At 64.0% G+C, this 17800-nt stretch carries 11 protein-coding genes and 1 pseudogene; 10 read left to right on the top strand and 2 right to left on the bottom strand.

The window, feature by feature from the left end; all coding sequences use genetic code 11:
* Positions 1-71 precede the first annotated feature (71 nt).
* Positions 72-1874: pseudogene (locus V5B40_RS05720) on the bottom strand (FAD-dependent oxidoreductase); the annotation flags it as partial.
* A gap of 214 nt (positions 1875-2088) precedes the next feature.
* Here V5B40_RS05720 and V5B40_RS05715 point away from each other — a divergent pair.
* Complete coding sequence (locus V5B40_RS05715) at positions 2089-2541, top strand: rhodanese-like domain-containing protein (protein ID WP_332353620.1); 453 nt, start codon at positions 2089-2091, stop codon at positions 2539-2541.
* Positions 2542-2759: 218 nt separating this feature from the next.
* Here the strand turns inward: V5B40_RS05715 and V5B40_RS05710 are convergent, their stop codons facing one another.
* Complete coding sequence (locus V5B40_RS05710; protein ID WP_332353619.1) at positions 2760-3305, bottom strand: O-acetyl-ADP-ribose deacetylase; 546 nt, start codon at positions 3303-3305, stop codon at positions 2760-2762.
* Positions 3306-3494: 189 nt separating this feature from the next.
* Here V5B40_RS05710 and V5B40_RS05705 point away from each other — a divergent pair, with 189 nt between their 5' ends.
* The 9 genes from V5B40_RS05705 (at position 3495) to V5B40_RS05665 (ending at position 17778) form a co-directional block, all read left to right on the top strand.
* Positions 3495-4364 carry a CsgG/HfaB family protein gene (locus V5B40_RS05705; RefSeq protein WP_332353618.1) on the top strand — a complete coding sequence of 290 codons (870 nt, stop codon included), beginning with the start codon at positions 3495-3497 and terminating at the stop codon, positions 4362-4364.
* A 179-nt stretch (positions 4365-4543) separates the two neighbouring features.
* Positions 4544-7882: a maltose alpha-D-glucosyltransferase gene (gene treS, locus V5B40_RS05700; RefSeq protein WP_434735834.1), complete on the top strand. Its 3339-nt coding sequence runs from the start codon at positions 4544-4546 to the stop codon at positions 7880-7882.
* 14 nt (positions 7883-7896) lie between these two features.
* Complete coding sequence (locus tag V5B40_RS05695; RefSeq protein ID WP_332353617.1) at positions 7897-8574, top strand: mechanosensitive ion channel family protein; 678 nt, start codon at positions 7897-7899, stop codon at positions 8572-8574.
* Between the two features lie 37 nt (positions 8575-8611).
* Positions 8612-9595 carry a tRNA dihydrouridine synthase gene (locus V5B40_RS05690; protein WP_332353616.1) on the top strand — a complete coding sequence of 328 codons (984 nt, stop codon included), beginning with the start codon at positions 8612-8614 and terminating at the stop codon, positions 9593-9595.
* Positions 9596-10315, top strand: a complete 720-nt coding sequence (gene trmB, locus V5B40_RS05685) for a tRNA (guanine(46)-N(7))-methyltransferase TrmB (protein ID WP_332353615.1) — start codon at positions 9596-9598, stop codon at positions 10313-10315. It begins immediately after the preceding gene.
* A 200-nt stretch (positions 10316-10515) separates the two neighbouring features.
* Complete coding sequence (locus tag V5B40_RS05680) at positions 10516-13110, top strand: bifunctional aconitate hydratase 2/2-methylisocitrate dehydratase (RefSeq protein ID WP_332353614.1); 2595 nt, start codon at positions 10516-10518, stop codon at positions 13108-13110.
* A 258-nt stretch (positions 13111-13368) separates the two neighbouring features.
* Positions 13369-14676 carry a hypothetical protein gene (locus tag V5B40_RS05675; RefSeq protein WP_332353613.1) on the top strand — a complete coding sequence of 436 codons (1308 nt, stop codon included), beginning with the start codon at positions 13369-13371 and terminating at the stop codon, positions 14674-14676.
* Positions 14648-17023, top strand: coding sequence for a tetratricopeptide repeat protein (locus tag V5B40_RS05670; RefSeq protein WP_332353612.1), 2376 nt, complete (start codon positions 14648-14650; stop codon positions 17021-17023). The genes V5B40_RS05675 and V5B40_RS05670 overlap by 29 nt, the downstream gene beginning before the upstream one ends.
* A gap of 134 nt (positions 17024-17157) precedes the next feature.
* Positions 17158-17778, top strand: coding sequence for a CDP-alcohol phosphatidyltransferase family protein (locus tag V5B40_RS05665; protein ID WP_332353611.1), 621 nt, complete (start codon positions 17158-17160; stop codon positions 17776-17778).
* Positions 17779-17800: the final 22 nt, after the last annotated feature.

Here is a 17800-nt window from a genome sequence, read left to right as displayed (position 1 = left end):
ACCTTTGGCTGCTGCTCGGATGAAGGAGGGCTCGGGGGCTCGGGCAAGGGCGGCGGAGAGCCTGCATTGCGGCAGCCGGGTCCGGCGTAAGTACTTGCGAACAGGAACTTCTGCATGTCCCAGGCGCCGGTCGGACAGCGCTCGGCGCACAGGCCGCAATGCAGACAGACATCCTCATCCTTGACCATCACCCGCCCGGTCTTCAGGGAAGCCGAGACGTAAAGATCCTGGCTCTTGTCGAGCGCCGGCGCGCTCAAGCGTTGCCGCAGGTCTTCTTCATCGCCGTTAACGGTGAAGGAGATGCTGTCCATCGGGCAGATGTCCATGCACGCGTCGCACTCGATGCACAGCTTCGGCGCGAAGACCGTCTGCACGTCGCAGTTCAGGCAGCGTTGCGCTTCCTTGAAAGCCAGTTGCGGATCGAAGCCGAGTTCGACCTCGATCTTGATGTTCTTCAGCGCCGCACTGAGGTCGCGCAGTGGCACGCGCAGGCGCCGATCGGTGGAAATGGAGTTGTCGTACATCCACTGATGGATGCCCATTTTCTGCGAGACCAGCGAGGTCTGCGGCGCGGGCCGCTCGGCGAGGTCCTCGCCGTTGAGCAGGCGATCGATGGACACCGCCGCCTGGTGGCCGTGGGCAACCGCCCAGATGATGTTCTTCGGCCCGAAAGCCGCATCACCGCCGAAGAAGACGTTCGGCACGGTCGATTGCATGCTTGCCTCGTCGATCTTGGGCAATCCCCACTTGTCGAAGTCGATGCCGATGTCGCGCTCGATCCAGGGGAAGGAATTGTCCTGACCAACGGCGACCAGCACCTCGTCACAATCGAAATGTGCGTCGGGTTCGCCGGTCGGCACCAGGCTGCGGCGGCCGTTCGCGTCGAATTCCACGCGTACTTTCTCGAAAGTGGCGCCGGTAAGCCGTCCGCCGATGTGGGTAAAGGCCTTGGGGACCAGGTTGTTGAGGATCGGGATGCCTTCGTGCATCGCGTCTTCTTTTTCCCAGGGACTGGCTTTCATCTGCTCGAAGCCGGAGCGGACGATGACCTTGACGTCCTCGCCGCCAAGGCGGCGCGACGAGCGGCAGCAGTCCATGGCGGTGTTGCCGCCGCCGAGGACGATCACCCGCTTGCCGATCGAAGTGGTGTGGCCGAAAGCGACGCTGGCCAGCCAGTCAATGCCCAGGTGAATCGACTTTGCAGCCTCTTTCCGTCCGGGGATGTCGAGGTCGTGCCCGCGCGGCGCGCCGGAACCAACGAAAATCGCGTCGTAGCCTTCGCCGAGCAGATTCTTCAGCGAACTGACGTACTGGCCGCCGCGTAGCTCGACGCCGAGGTCGAGGACGTAACCGGTCTCCTCGTCGATGACTTCCTCGGGCAACCGAAACTTCGGGATCTGGGTGCGCATCATGCCGCCGGCGAGGGCGTCGCCGTCGTAGATCACCACTTCATAGCCGAGCGGTGCCAGGTCGCGCGCCACGGTCAGTGATGCCGGCCCGGCACCAACGCAGGCGATGCGCCGGCCGTTCTTCTGAGCCGCTGGCGGCGGCAGAAGGTGGCGGATGTCGTCCTTGTAGTCGGCAGCGACGCGCTTCAGGCGGCAGATCGCCACCGGCTCCTTGCGTTCGCGGCCGTCCGCTGTTTCGTCCTCGACGCGACCGCGGCGACAGGCCGGTTCGCAGGGGCGATCACAAGTTCGCCCGAGGATGCCGGGAAAAACGTTCGACACCCAGTTGACCATGTAGGCCTCGCCATAGCGACCGGCAGCGATCAAGCGAATGTATTCGGGAACAGGCGTGTGGGCCGGGCAGGCCCACTGGCAATCAACGACTTTGTGGAAATAGTCGGGGACGCTGATATCGGTCGGTTTCAAGGCGAGCGCATCCTTTCTTCGGCACGAGTCCGGGGTCGCGGTTACCGGCCCCAAAGGGTCCATACTAGCGCGGCAGTGCAGACCTGAAAAGGGTTATTTTTCAGAGCGATGTCATCGAAAATTCGCGCAGTGGCGTGAGCAGAGCTCGCACCGGATGCCTGTCGGCCGGTACTCGTTGTAAGATGCAGGCATCAGAGTTCTCGGAGGTTTGGCCATGCTTCACACACTCGCTGCCGTCCTTTCTTTCCTGCTTTTGGCGCTACCGTTGCCGCTGCGCGCTGAAGTGATCGATATCGACAACGCCGAACTGCTGCGCCTGCGGGCCGCAGGAGTGCCGATCATCGACATCCGTACGCCTGGCGAATGGCAGGAAAGCGGTGTTGTCGAGGGCAGCCAACTGATTACCTATGTTGACGAGCGCGGCGTCGTCGATGCACCCGCCTGGCTGGCAAAGGTGCAGGGCGTGGCCAAGCCCGACCAGCCGGTGATCGTTATTTGCCGTAGCGGCAACCGGACGCGAGCGGCGAGCCAGCTCTTGTCGCAGCAGGCGGGCTACGCGAAGGTGTACAACGTCAAGGACGGGATGCGCGCCTGGGTGCAGGAGGGGCGGCCAGTGACGCCCTTGGCCAGTACCGTCGCCCAGTGCCCGGCCGGCACTCGCTGCTGAGCGTGCTTGCGGGTAGTGGCTAACGGTCATGACAGTCGAGATACCCCGGATGATGAAAGTCATGAGCGTTTCCCTCTCACTTGCAGTGCGCATTCCGGCTTGCACGCCGGAATCGTTCGACGGGCTGGGCGCATGCGCCCAGAATTCCCCGTCTCACCCCGGCCCTTCTCCCGCGGGGGGAGAAGGGAGGTTCGTGAGTCGCAGGCGCGACTTTCACATTAACGCGGGCTGATGACGCCTGTCGGGTCAGCGTACAAAGCTGCCAGCAGTTGCTCATAGATCTGCAAATCGCCGCTCGAAAAGCAGCAGAAGATCACCTCTTCAATGCCGCCGAGCGTACCTGTCGTTGCCTGCACCGTGGCCACGGCAAGCTCCGCCGCTTGTTCAATCGGGTAGCCATAAATGCCCGTGCTGATGCTTGGAAAAGCGAGCGTGCGCAGCGCATTGGCGGCAGCGATCTCGATCGCGCGACGATAGCAGGAGGCCAGTAGTTCCGGCTCGCCCCTGTCGCCACCGTGCCAGACCGGACCCACCGCGTGAATGATGCACCCGGCCTGAAGTTGGTAGCCCTTGGTGAGTTTGGCGTCACCCGTCTCGCAGCCGCCGAGCCCTTGACACTCGCGAAGCAAGTCCCGACCGGCGGCGTGATGGATTGCCCCGTCCACACCGCCGCCGCCGAGCAGCGAGGAGTTGGCGGCGTTGACGATCGCATCAACCGCCAGCGTGGTGATATCGGCGTGCAGCGCACGCAGCAAAGTGGTCATGATGTTGCGGCCCGATGATTGCCTGTGGCGATTGTAAGCAGCCAAGCGCAGAGGTCAAGCACGGGAAGGTGCTGCGCAGGCGGTAGCCATGCTGCTATAGTGGCAGCGGGTGAGGAGGGCACTGCTGGCGGTATTCGGGCACGCCTCATTCAGCGAATTGCCAATTGCCAATTGAGAGGGAGGATACACATGTCTATGTTGAGTTCTCGTAGTGCGGCACGCCTGGTTGCCGCCTCCGCTGCAACTGCCTTGCTGGCTGCTTGCTCCAACATGCAAATGGGGTCACAGGATGCCAAGACCACGGCCACCGGGGCGGCCGGTGGTGCAAACGCCCAGAATGCCAACAACCAACTCGAGAGATGCGATAGCTCGCTCGGCACGCTTGCCGTGGTCGAGGACACGCAAGCACCGTGGTATGGCATTCTGACCGGCCAGTGGGGCCTGGGATCGACGACGCCGGTGCTCAAGCTGATGGTCCAGCAATCGAACTGTTTCGTGGTCGTCGAACGCGGCCGCGCGATGAACAACATGATGCAGGAGCGTGCCCTGGAAGACTCGGGGGAGCTGCGCAAAGGCTCCAAGTTCCACAAGGGGCAGATGGTCTCGGCCGATTACTCGATGAGTCCGTCGATTACCTTCAGCAACAGCAATGCGGGTGGTGGAGGGGGGGCGCTTGGCGGCGTGAGCGGTGCGCTGGGCGTTTTCGGTGCCATTGCCAGCAGCATGAACGTCAAGGAGGCCAGTACCTTGCTGACCCTGATCGACAACCGTTCCGGCGTGCAGCTGGCGGCCGCCGAAGGCAGTGCCAGCAATATCGACTTTGGCGCGGTCGGTAGCCTGTTTGGCCGCGGCATGGGTGGGGCCGCCGGCGGTTACGCGAATACCGCGCAGGGCAAGGTGATCGTCGCCGCTTTCACTGACTCGTACAATAACCTTGTGCGTGCGGTCAAGAACTACCAGGCGCAGGAGGTCAAAGGCGGCCTCGGGACTGGCGGAAATCTGGGCGTGCAGGGTGGCGAAGGAGCACCGGCTACCAAGAAAAAGAGCAAGAAGCCCTAGCGCTAGCGTGTACTTGAGGAGGGGCCGGCTTGTCCGGCCCTTTTTCTTGGGGGCAGTTTTGGGTGATCGTGAAGTGCCAGAAAGCCCGGCTGGCGCCTTGCGTGCTTTGGCGGTAGGCTGGAGGCCTGTCGTCTGTCGCCTGCGGGCATGACTCACCGACCCGCAGCAAGGAAACCATCGTGAAAACAGAGCAAGAGACAATCGCGGGCGGTGCCGCTGCCCCCGACAACACCGCGGATCTGCAGTGGTACAAGGATGCCGTGATCTATGAGCTGCACGTCAAGGCGTTCTTCGACTCCAACGACGACGGTATTGGCGACTTCCACGGCTTGACCGGGAAGCTCGATTACGTCGCCGATCTCGGCGTCAACACGATCTGGCTGCTGCCCTTCTATCCGTCGCCGTTTCGCGACGACGGCTACGACGTGGCCGACTATCGCAACGTGCACCCGACCTACGGCACGCGACAGGATTTCCGCGTTCTGGTGCGTGAGGCGCACAAGCGCGGCCTGCGCATCATCACCGAGCTGGTGGTCAATCACACTTCGGACGAGCATCCCTGGTTCCAGGCGGCGCGGCGGGCACCAAAAGGCTCGTCGAAACGGAATTTCTACGTCTGGAGCGACGATCCGCACAAATATGCCGGCACGCGCATCATCTTCACGGATACCGAGAAGTCGAACTGGACCTGGGATGAGGTAGCGCAGCAGTACTACTGGCATCGCTTCTTCAGCCACCAACCGGACCTGAACTTCGATAATCCGAGCGTTCGCCGGGCAGTGATTCGCACCATGCGCTTCTGGCTGGACATGGGTGTCGATGGCTTTCGGCTGGACGCCATTCCCTACCTCATCGAGCGCGACGGCACCAGCAACGAGAACCTGCGTGAAACGCACCAGGTAATCAAGGAGATTCGCGCCAGCCTCGACGAAAAATACACCGGCAAGCTGCTGCTGGCCGAGGCCAATATGTGGCCGGAGGATGTGCGCGAATACTTCGGCGATGGCGATGAATGCCACATGGCCTACCACTTCCCGTTGATGCCGCGGATGTTCATGGCCATTGCCCAGGAGGACCGGCATCCGATCGTCGAGATCATGCAGCAGACGCCGGAGATTCCCGAAAGCTGCCAGTGGTCGATCTTCCTGCGCAACCATGACGAGCTGACGCTGGAGATGGTGACCAGCAAGGAGCGCGACTACATGTACGACATGTTCGCGGCCGACAAACGTTCGCGCATCAACCTCGGTATCCGGCGCCGGCTGGCACCGCTGATGGAAAACGACCGCGAACGCATCAAGCTGATGAACAGCCTGCTGTTGTCGATGCCCGGTTCGCCGATCATCTACTACGGCGACGAGATCGGCATGGGCGACAACATTTTCCTGGGCGACCGCGATGGCGTGCGTACGCCGATGCAATGGACCTCGGACCGCAACGGTGGCTTCTCGCGCGCCGACCCGCAGCGCGTCTATCTGCCGCCGATCCAGGATTCGATGTACGGTTTCGAGGCCATCAACGTCGAGGCGCAGCTGCGTGCGCCGGGGTCGCTGCTCAACTGGACCCGGCGCATGCTGGCGGTACGCCAAACCTCTTCGGCTTTCGGGCGCGGCACTTTCACGCTGCTGCATCCGGGCAACCGCAAGGTGCTGGCCTACCTGCGCGAGTACGGCGATGACGTCATCCTCTGCGTGGCCAACGTCAGCCGCTCGGCGCAACCGGTCGAACTGGATCTGGCGACTTTCAAGGGCCGCGTGCCGGTCGAGATGATGGGTCGCAACGCTTTTCCGCCGGTCGGGGAACTGCCCTACCTGCTGAGCTTGCCCGGCCATGCGTTTTACTGGTTTCGCCTGAGCACCGATAGCGCGGCGCCAGAGTGGTACGAGCAGCGCCTGGCGCCCGACACGCTGCCGGTGCTGGTGCTGTTCGACGGCTGGGATAGCCTGTTCCGCGACCACGTCGTACCGTGGCGTATCGGCATGGCCGAGAAGCTGAGAGCGCAGTTCGAGACAGAATTGGCGCCGGCCTACGTGCAGCGGCAACGCTGGTTTGCGGCCAAGGGCGAGCCCGTCGAACGGGTGCAGATCGTCGAGCATGCGCGCCTGGAAGTCGAGCAGCGAATCTGGCTGCTGGTGCTGGCCGACGTCCTCGGACCACGCGAGACCGGGCGCTACTTCCTGCCACTGGCGCTGGCCTGGGACGACAGCGAAGAAGAGCGGGTCAGGGACATGGCCGCGGGCGGGCTGGCGAAGGTGCGTCAGCAGGCCGCCGTTGGCCTGATGGGTGACGCGATGGCCGACGATGCTTTCTGTTACGCCGTCGTCGCGGCGATCGGCAGTAACCGGGTACTGAAGGCGAGTGGAGGTCAGTTGCGCTTCGTGCCAACGCGCGCCTTCGCCGATCTGACGCCAGCCAGCCCCGACGAGCTCAGCCCCGTCAAGCTGCTCGGCATGAGCAGCAACAGCGTCGCGCTTCTCGGCAGAAAGCTGTTCCTGAAGGCCTACCGGCGCATCCGCGAAGGCATCAACCCGGAGCTCGAAATTGGCCGCTTCCTGACCGACGTCGTCAAATTCCCGCACTGTGTGCCGGTCGCCGGTCATGTCGAGTACGTCGATGAGGCTGGCGTGGTCAGCACGCTGGCTTTGCTGCAGGCCGGCGTCGATAACCAGGGCGACGCATGGACCTTTGCCGTCGATGCGCTGGTCCGCAACCTCGACCTGGCCAGGGCTGCGCCAGAGGCGCCTGCCTTGCCCGACGGTTTCATGACCCTGGTGCGCACGCTGGCCCGGCGTAGTGCGCAGATGCATGCGGCCCTGTCGCAGCGCAGCGGCGATGACGCCTTTGATCCTGAACCCCTACGGGCGGACGATATTCCGCAGTGGGTCAAGCAGGTACACGACGATGCGCTGGCGACGATCGATCTGCTTTCGGGGCAACGCGAAGGCCTGTCGCAGGATCTGCAGCCCTTGCTCCTCGCCGTGCTTGCCGGCGCGCCACGCCTGCTGCAACGGGTCGATGACTGTGCGCAGCATGTGCCGCAAGGCTTCAAGACCCGTTATCACGGCGACTACCATCTCGGCCAGGTACTGCTGGTCAACAACGACTTCGTGATCATCGATTTCGAAGGCGAACCGGCACGCTCGCTACCCGAGCGCCGGCGCAAACATTCGGCCCTGCGCGACGTTGCCGGCATGCTGCGTTCCTTCGACTACGCGCGCCATACGGCGCTGCAACAGGCCGCACAGCACGCGGGCGAGATCGACAAGCTGGCGCCGGTGACCGCCGCCTGGTTGCAGGAGGCGCGCGCCGAGTTCCTCGACGCGTACCGTGAAGAGGCGCTCATCGCGGGCTTGTATGCCAGCAAGGACGCGTTCGACGCGCAGCAGCCGCTGCTGGGGCTGTTCGAAATCGAGAAGGCGCTGTACGAGCTGCGCTATGAACTTGCCAATCGGCCGGACTGGGTTGGCGTACCCTTGCGCGGTGTGAGCGCGCTGGCCGGCCTCGACGAGAGTGCTTGAAAAGGGAGACAGACATGGAAAATTTAGACGTCATCGTTCATCCGCTACGCGCCTTCCTGGTCGAGATCGGCGCCTACCTGCCACGTCTGGCGGTCGCGATCGTCGTCCTTGTTGCCGGCTGGCTGATCGCAAAAGCCGTCCGCTTTGCCGTCGTCAAGGCCTTGCGGGCGCTGAATTTCCACGTCCTTACCGAGCGCGCGGGTGTGGACGGCGTACTGCAGCAGGGCGGCAGCGAAAGGGACAGCACCGATGTTTTCGGCCTCGTTCTGTACTGGGTGGTGATTCTGGCGGCCCTGATCATCGCTTGCAACGGCCTTGGCTTACATCAGGTCACCGAACTGCTCACGCGTGTGTTGCTCTTCCTGCCCAAGTTGCTGCTCGGCCTGCTGGTGATCATCGGCGGCAGTTACTTCGCCCGCTTTGTCGGCCATGTGGTGCAGACGCACCTGCGCAACGCTGGCATCCGCGATGCCGAATTGCTCGGGCGCATCGCCCGTTACGCCATTGTCGTGTTCATGGTACTGATCGCGATTGATCATATGGAGGTCGGCACGGGCCTGGTGCAGGACACTTTCCTGATTCTGCTGGCCGGCGTGGTTTTGGCCCTGGCCCTGGCTTTCGGCCTAGGCGGGCGCGAATGGGCGGCACGCGCGCTGCAACGCTGGTTTCCACGCCGGCCCGGCGACGATTGACGATCGCCGGGTCTGACGATCAGGATTCTGGAGGAAGATGGGAAAACTGCTGCTGGCACCGATGGAAGGTCTGGTCGACGACCTTCTCCGCGACGTGCTGACGCGCGTCGGCGCTTATGACCTGGCGGTCAGCGAGTTCATCCGCGTGTCCGGTAATTTGCTGCCGCCGCGGGCCTTCCGACGGCTCTGCCCCGAGCTTGATAACGGTAGCCGAACGCGCGCTGGTACGCCGCTGGTAGTGCAGCTTCTCGGCAGCGATCCGGCCTGTATGGCAGAAAATGCCGCACAACTGGTCGAGCTTGCGCCGGCAGGGATCGATCTCAACTTTGGTTGTCCGGCACCGACGGTCAATCGCCACGGTGGCGGCGCGACGCTGCTCGCCGACCCCGAGCAGTTGCTGCGTATCGCGGCGGCGGTGCGCCGCGTGGTGCCGGCGGAAATCCCGTTTACCGCCAAGATGCGGCTCGGTGTACGCGATACGGCGAAAACGCTCGATTGCGCGCGGGCGCTGGCCGCCGGCGGTATCGTGGCCCTGGTCGTACATGCCCGCACCCGCACCGACGGCTATCGACCGCCGGCACACTGGGAATGGATAGCGCGTATCCGCGCGGTCGTAGAAACGCCGGTGGTCGCCAACGGCGAGGTGTGGACCGTTGCCGACCACGCGCGCTGCTGTGCGGTGAGTGGCAGCGACGACGTGATGATCGGGCGCGGCGCGGTTGCCGATCCTTTTCTCGCCCGGCGCATTCGTGCCCAGGCGGCGCGCGAGGTCGTCGCCGTCGACCGCTCCGATGACTGGCGGCAGTTGCAGCCGCTGTTGGCATCCTATTGGCAACAGGTCTGCGCCAAGGTCGCGGCCCGGCATGCACCCGGGCGGCTCAAGCTTTGGCTGGGATCGCTGCGGCGCAACTTCGTCGAAGCCGAAGCCTTGTTCATGGCCATCAGGACACTTGCTGGTGTGGAAGAAATCAGCCGCGTGCTTGCACTGCACGGGATCTCCGCGCCGACGCCGTCGGCCTAGATGCACAGCAACTCCCGCGTCCCGAGCAGCGCCCAGGGCGAGGTCCACGAGCACTTGGCCATGGTCGTCGCCCGCCACGCCGGTACGCCGTTCCGCAAGCCCTATGCGGACTACAATCGCGCTGCCTTTGCGCTGAGTTTCGAACGCTACCAGCGCCTGGCAGCGAACACGCCCTTGATCCTCGACGCCTGCTGCGGGGTAGGGGAGAGCAGCGTCGCGCTGGCCCGAGCCTTCCCGGCCCACTACGTGATCGGCGTTGACCAGTCTGCCACGCGCTTGCGCCGCGGCCAGCAGCGTCAGCAAGCGCAACGCGAGTCACGAGAGTCACGCGAGTCACCAGAGGAGGAGGGTGCCTGGCCTGCCAACCTCGACCTGGTGCGCGCCGATCTGGTCGACTACTGGCGTCTGCTGCTCGACGCCGGCCTGCGCCTCGATCGCCACTACCTGCTCTATCCCAACCCCTGGCCAAAAATCGGCCACCTGCGCCGGCGCTGGCATGGACACCCGGTTTTTCCGGCGCTGCTGGCTCTCGGCGGAGTGCTCGAATGCCGCAGCAACTGGCCGATCTACATCGCCGAGCACTGTCTGGCGGTGCAGCAACTCACTGGCCAAGCGGCCATTTGCGAGCCTTTCGTCCCGGATCTGCCGATGACGCCCTTCGAACGCAAGTACCTGGATTCCGGCCATGGCCTGTTTCGTACGGTCACCCATTTGACTTGAGAGCGGGGCACTGGCTCGCGTGCTTCACAGCAAGTCGTATGTCTTATATAATACATACCAATCAAGCGGCGCTGTCGGCCGCTGAAGTCGCTGCCGTAGGGCCTAAATGCCTGCCCGCCACGAGCTCGCGGGCTACCGCCGCTGCGGCCTTGCAGTACAATTGCAGTCTTGCTGCCTAAACTTTGAGAAAGGACGTTGCCGTGCTGGAATCCTATCGTGCCCATGTTGCCGAGCGTGCCGCGCTTGGTATCCCGCCGCTGCCGCTGACCGCTCAGCAGACCAAGGAACTCGTCGAACTGCTGAAGAATCCGCCGCAGGGTGAAGGGGAGAACCTGGTTGAGCTGCTCACTTATCGTGTGCCAGCCGGTGTCGATGATGCGGCCAAGGTCAAGGCGGAGTTCCTGGCCAAAGTCGCCAAGGGAGAGGAGAGCTGCGCGCTGGTTTCCAAAGAGATGGCCACCGAACTGCTCGGCACCATGCTTGGCGGTTACAACGTCAAACCGCTGATCGACCTGCTCGCTGGTCCGACCGGCGAGATTGCCGCCGCAGCCCTCAAGAAGACCTTGCTGGTCTTCGACTTCTTCCACGACGTCAAGGAACTCGCCGACAAGGGCGACGCCAACGCCAAGTCCGTCCTGCAGAGCTGGGCCGACGGCGAGTGGTTCACCTCGCGTCCGGAAGTGCCGACCTCACAGAAGCTGACCGTGTTCAAGGTCACCGGCGAAACCAACACCGACGATCTGTCGCCGGCACCCGACGCCTGGTCGCGTCCGGACATCCCGCTGCACGCGCTGGCGATGCTCAAGAACCCTCGTGCGGGCATCGAAGCCGACGTTGCCGGCGAGCGCGGCCCGATCAAGCAACTCGAAGCGCTGGCCGCGAAAGGCAATCTGATCGCCTACGTTGGCGACGTTGTCGGTACCGGTTCCTCGCGCAAGTCGGCGACCAATTCCGTGCTCTGGTTCACCGGCGAGGACATTCCCTTCGTTCCCAACAAGCGTTTCGGCGGTTTCTGCCTGGGTTCGAAGATCGCCCCGATCTTCTTCAACACCATGGAAGACGCCGGTGCGCTGCCGATCGAACTCGACGTCGAGCAGATGGAAATGGGCGACGAGATCGAATTGCAGATCGATACCGCGACGACCAAAGTCACCGCGCTGAAGAACGGTACCGTCATCGCCGAATCGCAACTGAAAACACCCGTGATCCTCGACGAAGTGCGTGCCGGCGGTCGCATCCCGCTGATCATCGGCCGCGGCCTCACCACCCGGGCGCGCGAAGCGCTTGGCCTGCCGGTTTCGACCCTGTTCCGTGTGCCGCACAACCCTGCCGACCCGGGCACGGGCTACACGCTGGCTCAGAAAATGGTCGGACGGGCCTGCGGCCTGCCGGAAGGCAAGGGCGTTCTGCCGGGTACCTATTGCGAACCACGCATGACCACCGTCGGCTCGCAGGACACCACCGGCCCGATGACCCGCGACGAACTCAAGGATCTCGCCTGTCTCGGTTTCTCGGCCGACATGGTGATGCAGTCCTTTTGCCATACCGCCGCCTATCCGAAGCTGGTCGACGTGCGCACGCACCGCGAACTGCCGACTTTCATCAGCACCCGCGGCGGCGTCTCGCTGCGTCCGGGCGACGGCATCATCCACTCCTGGCTGAACCGCCTGCTGCTGCCCGATACCGTCGGCACCGGCGGCGACTCGCACACCCGCTTCCCGATCGGCATTTCGTTCCCGGCCGGCTCCGGCCTGGTCGCTTTTGCTGCCGCCACGGGCGTGATGCCGCTGGACATGCCGGAATCGGTGCTGGTGCGCTTCAAGGGCAAGCTGCAGGACGGCGTCACCCTGCGTGACCTGGTCAACGCCATTCCCTACTACGCCATCAAGGCCGGCCTGCTGACCGTCGAGAAGAAAGGCAAGAAGAACATCTTCTCCGGCCGCATCCTCGAAATCGAAGGCCTGCCGGATCTGAAGATCGAACAGGCGTTCGAGCTCTCCGATGCTGCTGCCGAGCGTTCGGCTGCCGCCTGCGCCATCCAGCTCGACAAGGCGCCGATCATCGAGTACATGCGCTCGAACATCACGCTGATGAAGTGGATGATCGCCACCGGCTACGAAGACAAGCGCACGCTCGGTCGCCGCATCAAGGCCATGGAAGCGTGGATCGCCAAGCCCGAACTGCTCAAGGCCGATGCCGGCGCCGAGTACGCCGCGGTGATCGAAATCGACCTCGCCGACGTCAAGGAGCCGATCGTCGCCTGTCCGAACGACCCGGACGACGCCAAGCTGCTTTCCGAAGTTGCCGGCGCCAAGATCGACGAAGTCTTCATCGGTTCGTGCATGACCAACATCGGCCACTTCCGTGCCGCCGGCAAGGTCCTCGAAGGCAAGACCGACATCCCGACCCGGCTGTGGGTCGCGCCGCCCACCAAGATGGACGCCGCGATCCTCAACGAAGAAGGCTACTACGCCATCCTCGGCAAGTCCGGCGCACGCATGGAAATGCCCGGCTGCTCGCTGTGCATGGGAAATCAGGCGCAGATCCGGAAAGGCAGCACGGCGATGTCGACCTCAACCCGCAACTTCCCCAACCGCCTCGGCATCGACACCTTCGTTTACCTCGGCTCCGCCGAACTGGCCTCGATCTGCGCCCTGCTGGGCCGCATCCCGACCGTCGCCGAGTACATGGAGCAGGTGAAAGTGGTGAACGCCAAGGCCGCCGATGTCTATCGCTACATGAACTTCGACCAGATCAAGGAGTTCAGTGAGGTGGCGGATACGGTGACGGTGTAAGCGTCTCTGTCGCTTAAAAGGAAAACGCCCCGGTCGGCTCAGTGAAATCTGAGTGGCCGGGGCGTTTGATTTGGAATTCGCAATGGCCGCCATGGCTTGTGACTCAATACTCAATACGGTTGACAGCGTGGAGAGGCCCATGAATAGTGCACCGGCAGAGCCTTGCCGCACTATTCTTCGAGCATGTCGAGGTGGAGCTGAACTAAAGGCCGCGACGATTTTGCTCACCTACCTGCCAGGCACCCCGGAGACTGAATCATGGCATTGACCCAAGATGAACAGCTTGGAAAGCTGTACAACGCGCTTGCCGACCGTGTGCTGGAACCCGGTGACCCGGTCTACGTGGCGCAGGTTAACTGTCAAGGCCAGAACGACGCCATCGCGGAGATCGCCGCCGAGATCAGATGGCAGGCCGGTGGCGGCGTCTGCCTGTTCACCGGCCAGCGCGGCACCGGCAAGAGCACGGAGCTCAAACGCCTGCAACAGAGGCTTGAGGCCATGCAGGCCGTGGTCTTCTACGCCGACTTGTCGGAGTACATGCTGCTCACCAAGGAGGTGGAAATCAGCGACTTCCTGGTCTCGGTGGCTGGAGCCATGTCCGAGCAGATCGAGGCCCGCTACGGCGCCTCGCCCGCTAATCGCAGCTACTGGCAGCGCTTTACGGAGTTCATGCAGACCAAGGTCGAGATCAAGGAATTCGGTGCCAAGCTGCCCGGCATGGACATCAAGGCGGCGCTGAAGAGCGACCCCGATTTCAAGCTACGCGTGCAGGAGGCATCGCGCGGCCACGTCGCGCAGTTGGCAAGAGAGGCGCATGATTTCCTTGCAGAAGCGGTTGGCTTCGTGCGTGAGAAAGAGGGCGATTCCGCGTGCAAGGTCGTGCTGCTCATCGATTCGGTCGAGCGAATCCGTGGCGTCGGCAGCGAGGCAATGAGGGTCTATGAGAGCGTGCGCAACCTGTTCTTCGGTCACGCAGAGCTCTTGCGCGTGCCTTTACTGCACATCGTTTATACCATTCCGCCCTATCTCTCGGTGCTTGGCCCCGGTGCCGGTGCGCTGATGGGCGGAGCGGTTCCGCGCCGGCTAGTGAGCACGCATATCTTCCAGGATCATAGTCGCGATCCCGATCCGGCCGGGCTCGAAGTCCTGCGCACCGTGATCGCAAGACGCTACCCGGACTGGGAAAAGCTCTTTCAACAGGCGGCGCTCGATCAGTTGGCGGTCAGTTCCGGCGGCGACCTGCGCGAGTTCTTCCGCCTGATCCGCCTGTGCCTGCCGTCTGTCCGTGACGATTCGCAATTGCCACTATCTCCGGCTGCCGTCGAGCAATCCGAAAATGCGGCGCGCAGCGAGATGCTGCCGATTCCCGGAGAGCACCTCGCGTGGCTGCAACGCATCGCCAAGACGCACGCTACCTGTCTCGAAAAAGACGCGGACCTGCCGACGTTGGCGCACTTTCTTGATAACCGGCTGGTGCTGAACTACCGAAACGGCCGCGACTGGTACGACGTGCATCCGCTGTTGCGCGAACTTGTCGATGCCCATGTCGTCCGCACTGCTTCTTGACGCGCCGACCGAGCGCATCGCCGTCAATCTGCTGCGCCACCTGGAGTGGCAGCACGAGGGTTTTTCGCTGCTTTTTCTGTTCGCCGACTTGGGCCCTTCGCTTCAACTCGCTGACTGGCTGGATCAGCGCCTGGCCATGCAGGGACGACCCTTGCAGCGTCAAGACGCCAAAGACCGCTTCGTGCGCAGCCCGGAGGTGGCCGTCGACGAGTTGATGGCCGAGCTCTCAGAACTCTCTGCACAAGCCGGCGGCGTCTGGTATGCCGTCCAGCGTCATCCCGGCGACGCCCAATGGAACCGTGCGCGTACGATGTTTCTTGCGCGCCTGAACGAACGCCGCTTCCTGCTTGAACGCGATCTGAAGCGCCCTCTGGTGCTGGTACTGCCGGCGGCTTTCCGCGCCGCTACGCGCGCGATAGCGCCCGATATCTGGCACAAGCGCGACCTGAGCGAAGAACTGCGATCGCCTACGCCAGGTGCCACGCCGCAGTTTCAAGTGGCGGTCGAGCCGGGCTGGCGAGAGGTCGATCAGACGGGCTCTCTGCCGGCATTCATCGAGTGGCAGCGGATGGCGTCGACCTCCTCTGGCGACCTGGCGTATCTGCCGACAGCATGGCGTGCGTGTGAGGAGCTTCTCGCGGCAGGGCGGCCGGCCGATGCCGAGCAGGTCGCCGAAGACGCCTTGTCTCTGGCCAGGCGGCACGCGAAAGAAACACCGAACGATGCAACTCAGCGCGACCTGTCGGTCTCGCTCGACTACGTCGGCGGCGTGGCCCAGGCGCAGGGCGACTGGACTGAGGCCGAGAGCGTCTATCGCGAAAGCCTGGCGCTCAGACGCCAGCTCGTCGAACGGCAGGGCGGGACGCCGGAGTCGCTGCGCGACCTGTCGCTCTCGCTCAACAAGCTCGGCGGCGTGACCCAGGCGCAGGGCGACTGGACTGAGGCCGAGAGCGTCTATCGCGAAAGCCTGGCGCTCAGACGCCAGCTGGTCGAACGCCTGGGCGGGACGGCGGAGTCGCTGCGCGACCTGTCGGTCTCGCTCGACTACGTCGGCGGCGTGGCCCAGGTGCAGGGCGACTGGACTGAGGCCGAGAGCGTCTATCGCGAAAGCCTGGCGCTCAGACGCCAGCTGGTCGAACGGCAGGGCGGGACAGCGGAGTCGCTGCGCGACCTGTCGGTCTCGCTAGACAAGGTCGGCGGCGTGGCCCAGGCGCAGGGCGACTGGACCCAGGCCGAGAGCGTCTATCGCGAAAGCCTGGCGCTCAGACGCCAACTGGTCGAACGGCAGGGCGGGACGCCGGAGTCGCTGCGCGACCTGTCGCTCTCGCTCAACAAGCTCGGCGGCGTGGCTCAGGCGCAGGGCGACTGGACTGAGGCCGAGAGCGTCTATCGCGAAAGCCTGGCGCTCAGACGCCAGCTGGTCGAACGCCTCGGCGGGACGCCGGAGTCGCTGCGCGACCTGTCGGTCTCGCTCGACAAGGTCGGCGGCGTGGCCCAGGTGCAGGGCGACTGGACTGAGGCCGAGAGCGTCTATCGCGAAAGCCTGGCGCTCAGACGCCAGCTCGTCGAACGGCAGGGCGGGACGCCGGAGTCGCTGCGCGACCTGTCGATCTCGCTAGACAAGGTCGGCGGCGTGGCCCAGGCGCAGGGCGACTGGACCCAGGCCGAGAGCGTCTATCGCGAAAGCCTGGCGCTCAGTCGCCAGCTGGTCGAACGCCTCGGCGGGACGCCGGAGTCGCTGCGCGACCTGTCGGTCTCGCTCGACAAGGTCGGCGGCGTGGCCCAGGCGCAGGGCGACTGGACTGAGGCCGAGAGCGTCTATCGCGAAAGCCTGGCGCTCAGCCGCCAGCTGGTCGAACGCCTCGGCGGGACGCCGGAGTCGCTGCGCGACCTGTCGGTCTCGCTCGACAAGGTCGGCGGCGTGGCCCAGGTGCAGGGCGACTGGACTGAGGCCGAGAGCGTCTATCGCGAAAGCCTGGCGCTCAGACGCCAGCTGGTCGAACGCCTCGGCGGGACGCCGGAGTCGCTGCGCGACCTGTCGGTCTCGCTCAATAACCTCGGCGGCGTGGCCCAGGCGCAGGGCGACTGGACGCAGGCCGAGAGCGTCTATCGCGAAAGCCTGGCGCTCAGCCGCCAGCTGGTCGAACGCCTCGGCGGGACGCCGGAGTCGCTGGATGATCTGGCAGTGTCCCTGCTAAATCTCGCCGGACGACCCGGCGGCGATCCTGCGGCAGGCGCCGAAGCGGCCGAAATATATCGTCTACTGGCGTCGCGCTTTCCGTCCACCGTCCGCTTCGTACATCAGTTGCAGCGTTTGTCCGCGAAGCTGGACGGTCCCGTCAACTAAGGGCGTGCGGGTCGGCGGGGGCGTTCGGGTGGCGGCGCGGATCCGTGATGCCCGGCCAACCTTGATGCCGGTGGTATCGCTTGCTGCCAGGCAATTGGCTATGATACGCCAGCCTTTGCACCGGAATGGACCACATGCTTTCCATCTACGACATCAAACCCCGTTTCCAGAGCCTGCTCCGGCCGCTGGCCACGCGTTTGGCCGCCGCCGGTGTGACGGCCAATGCGGTGACGCTGTTGGCGATGGCGCTTTCGCTGGCCATTGGCCTGCTGCTGGCGATTTTTCAGCCCGGGGGGGCGGCGTATCTGGCCTTGCCGATCTGGTTGTTTCTACGCATGGCATTCAATGCCATCGACGGCATGCTGGCGCGCGAGCATGGGCAGAAGTCGACGCTGGGGGCGTATCTCAATGAGTTGACTGATGTCATCTCGGATGCGGCGCTCTACCTGCCTTTTGCTTTCGTGGCGCCTTTTGGCGCTTTGAGCGTGGGGCTGGTGATCTGGCTGGCGGCGGTATCGGAGATGGCCGGCGCGCTGGGACCGATGGTCGGTGCCTCGCGCCGCTACGAAGGGCCGATGGGGAAAAGCGACCGGGCTTTCGTGTTTGGCGCGCTCGGCCTGTGGCTGGGGCTGGCGGGGCAGTTGCCGGCCTGGCTGGCCTGGCTGATGCCGGCTATCGCGCTGCTCATGGTGGTGAACATCATCAATCGCGTGCGCGCCGGCCTGTCCGAGATCCGCAGGCAACAACAAGGATGAGGGTGAGGATGGGGATGAATTC

The organism is Candidatus Accumulibacter meliphilus (assembly GCF_036625345.1).
GTDB classification, from domain to species: domain Bacteria; phylum Pseudomonadota; class Gammaproteobacteria; order Burkholderiales; family Rhodocyclaceae; genus Accumulibacter; species Accumulibacter meliphilus.
The sequence above is the reverse complement of the archived record's forward strand: the minus strand, read 5'-3'. Positions and strand labels throughout refer to the sequence as shown.

What these genes read in the sequence shown, in the direction of transcription:
- V5B40_RS05715 (WP_332353620.1), top strand. Translation starts at nt 2,089, where the DNA reads ATGCTTCACACACTCGCTGCCGTCCTTTCTTTCCTGCTTTTGGCGCTA.
- V5B40_RS05710 (WP_332353619.1), bottom strand. Translation starts at nt 3,305, where the DNA reads ATGACCACTTTGCTGCGTGCGCTGCACGCCGATATCACCACGCTGGCG.
- V5B40_RS05705 (WP_332353618.1), top strand. Translation starts at nt 3,495, where the DNA reads ATGTCTATGTTGAGTTCTCGTAGTGCGGCACGCCTGGTTGCCGCCTCC.
- V5B40_RS05695 (WP_332353617.1), top strand. Translation starts at nt 7,897, where the DNA reads ATGGAAAATTTAGACGTCATCGTTCATCCGCTACGCGCCTTCCTGGTC.
- V5B40_RS05690 (WP_332353616.1), top strand. Translation starts at nt 8,612, where the DNA reads ATGGGAAAACTGCTGCTGGCACCGATGGAAGGTCTGGTCGACGACCTT.
- trmB (WP_332353615.1), top strand. Translation starts at nt 9,596, where the DNA reads ATGCACAGCAACTCCCGCGTCCCGAGCAGCGCCCAGGGCGAGGTCCAC.
- V5B40_RS05675 (WP_332353613.1), top strand. Translation starts at nt 13,369, where the DNA reads ATGGCATTGACCCAAGATGAACAGCTTGGAAAGCTGTACAACGCGCTT.
- V5B40_RS05670 (WP_332353612.1), top strand. Translation starts at nt 14,648, where the DNA reads ATGCCCATGTCGTCCGCACTGCTTCTTGACGCGCCGACCGAGCGCATC.
- V5B40_RS05665 (WP_332353611.1), top strand. Translation starts at nt 17,158, where the DNA reads ATGCTTTCCATCTACGACATCAAACCCCGTTTCCAGAGCCTGCTCCGG.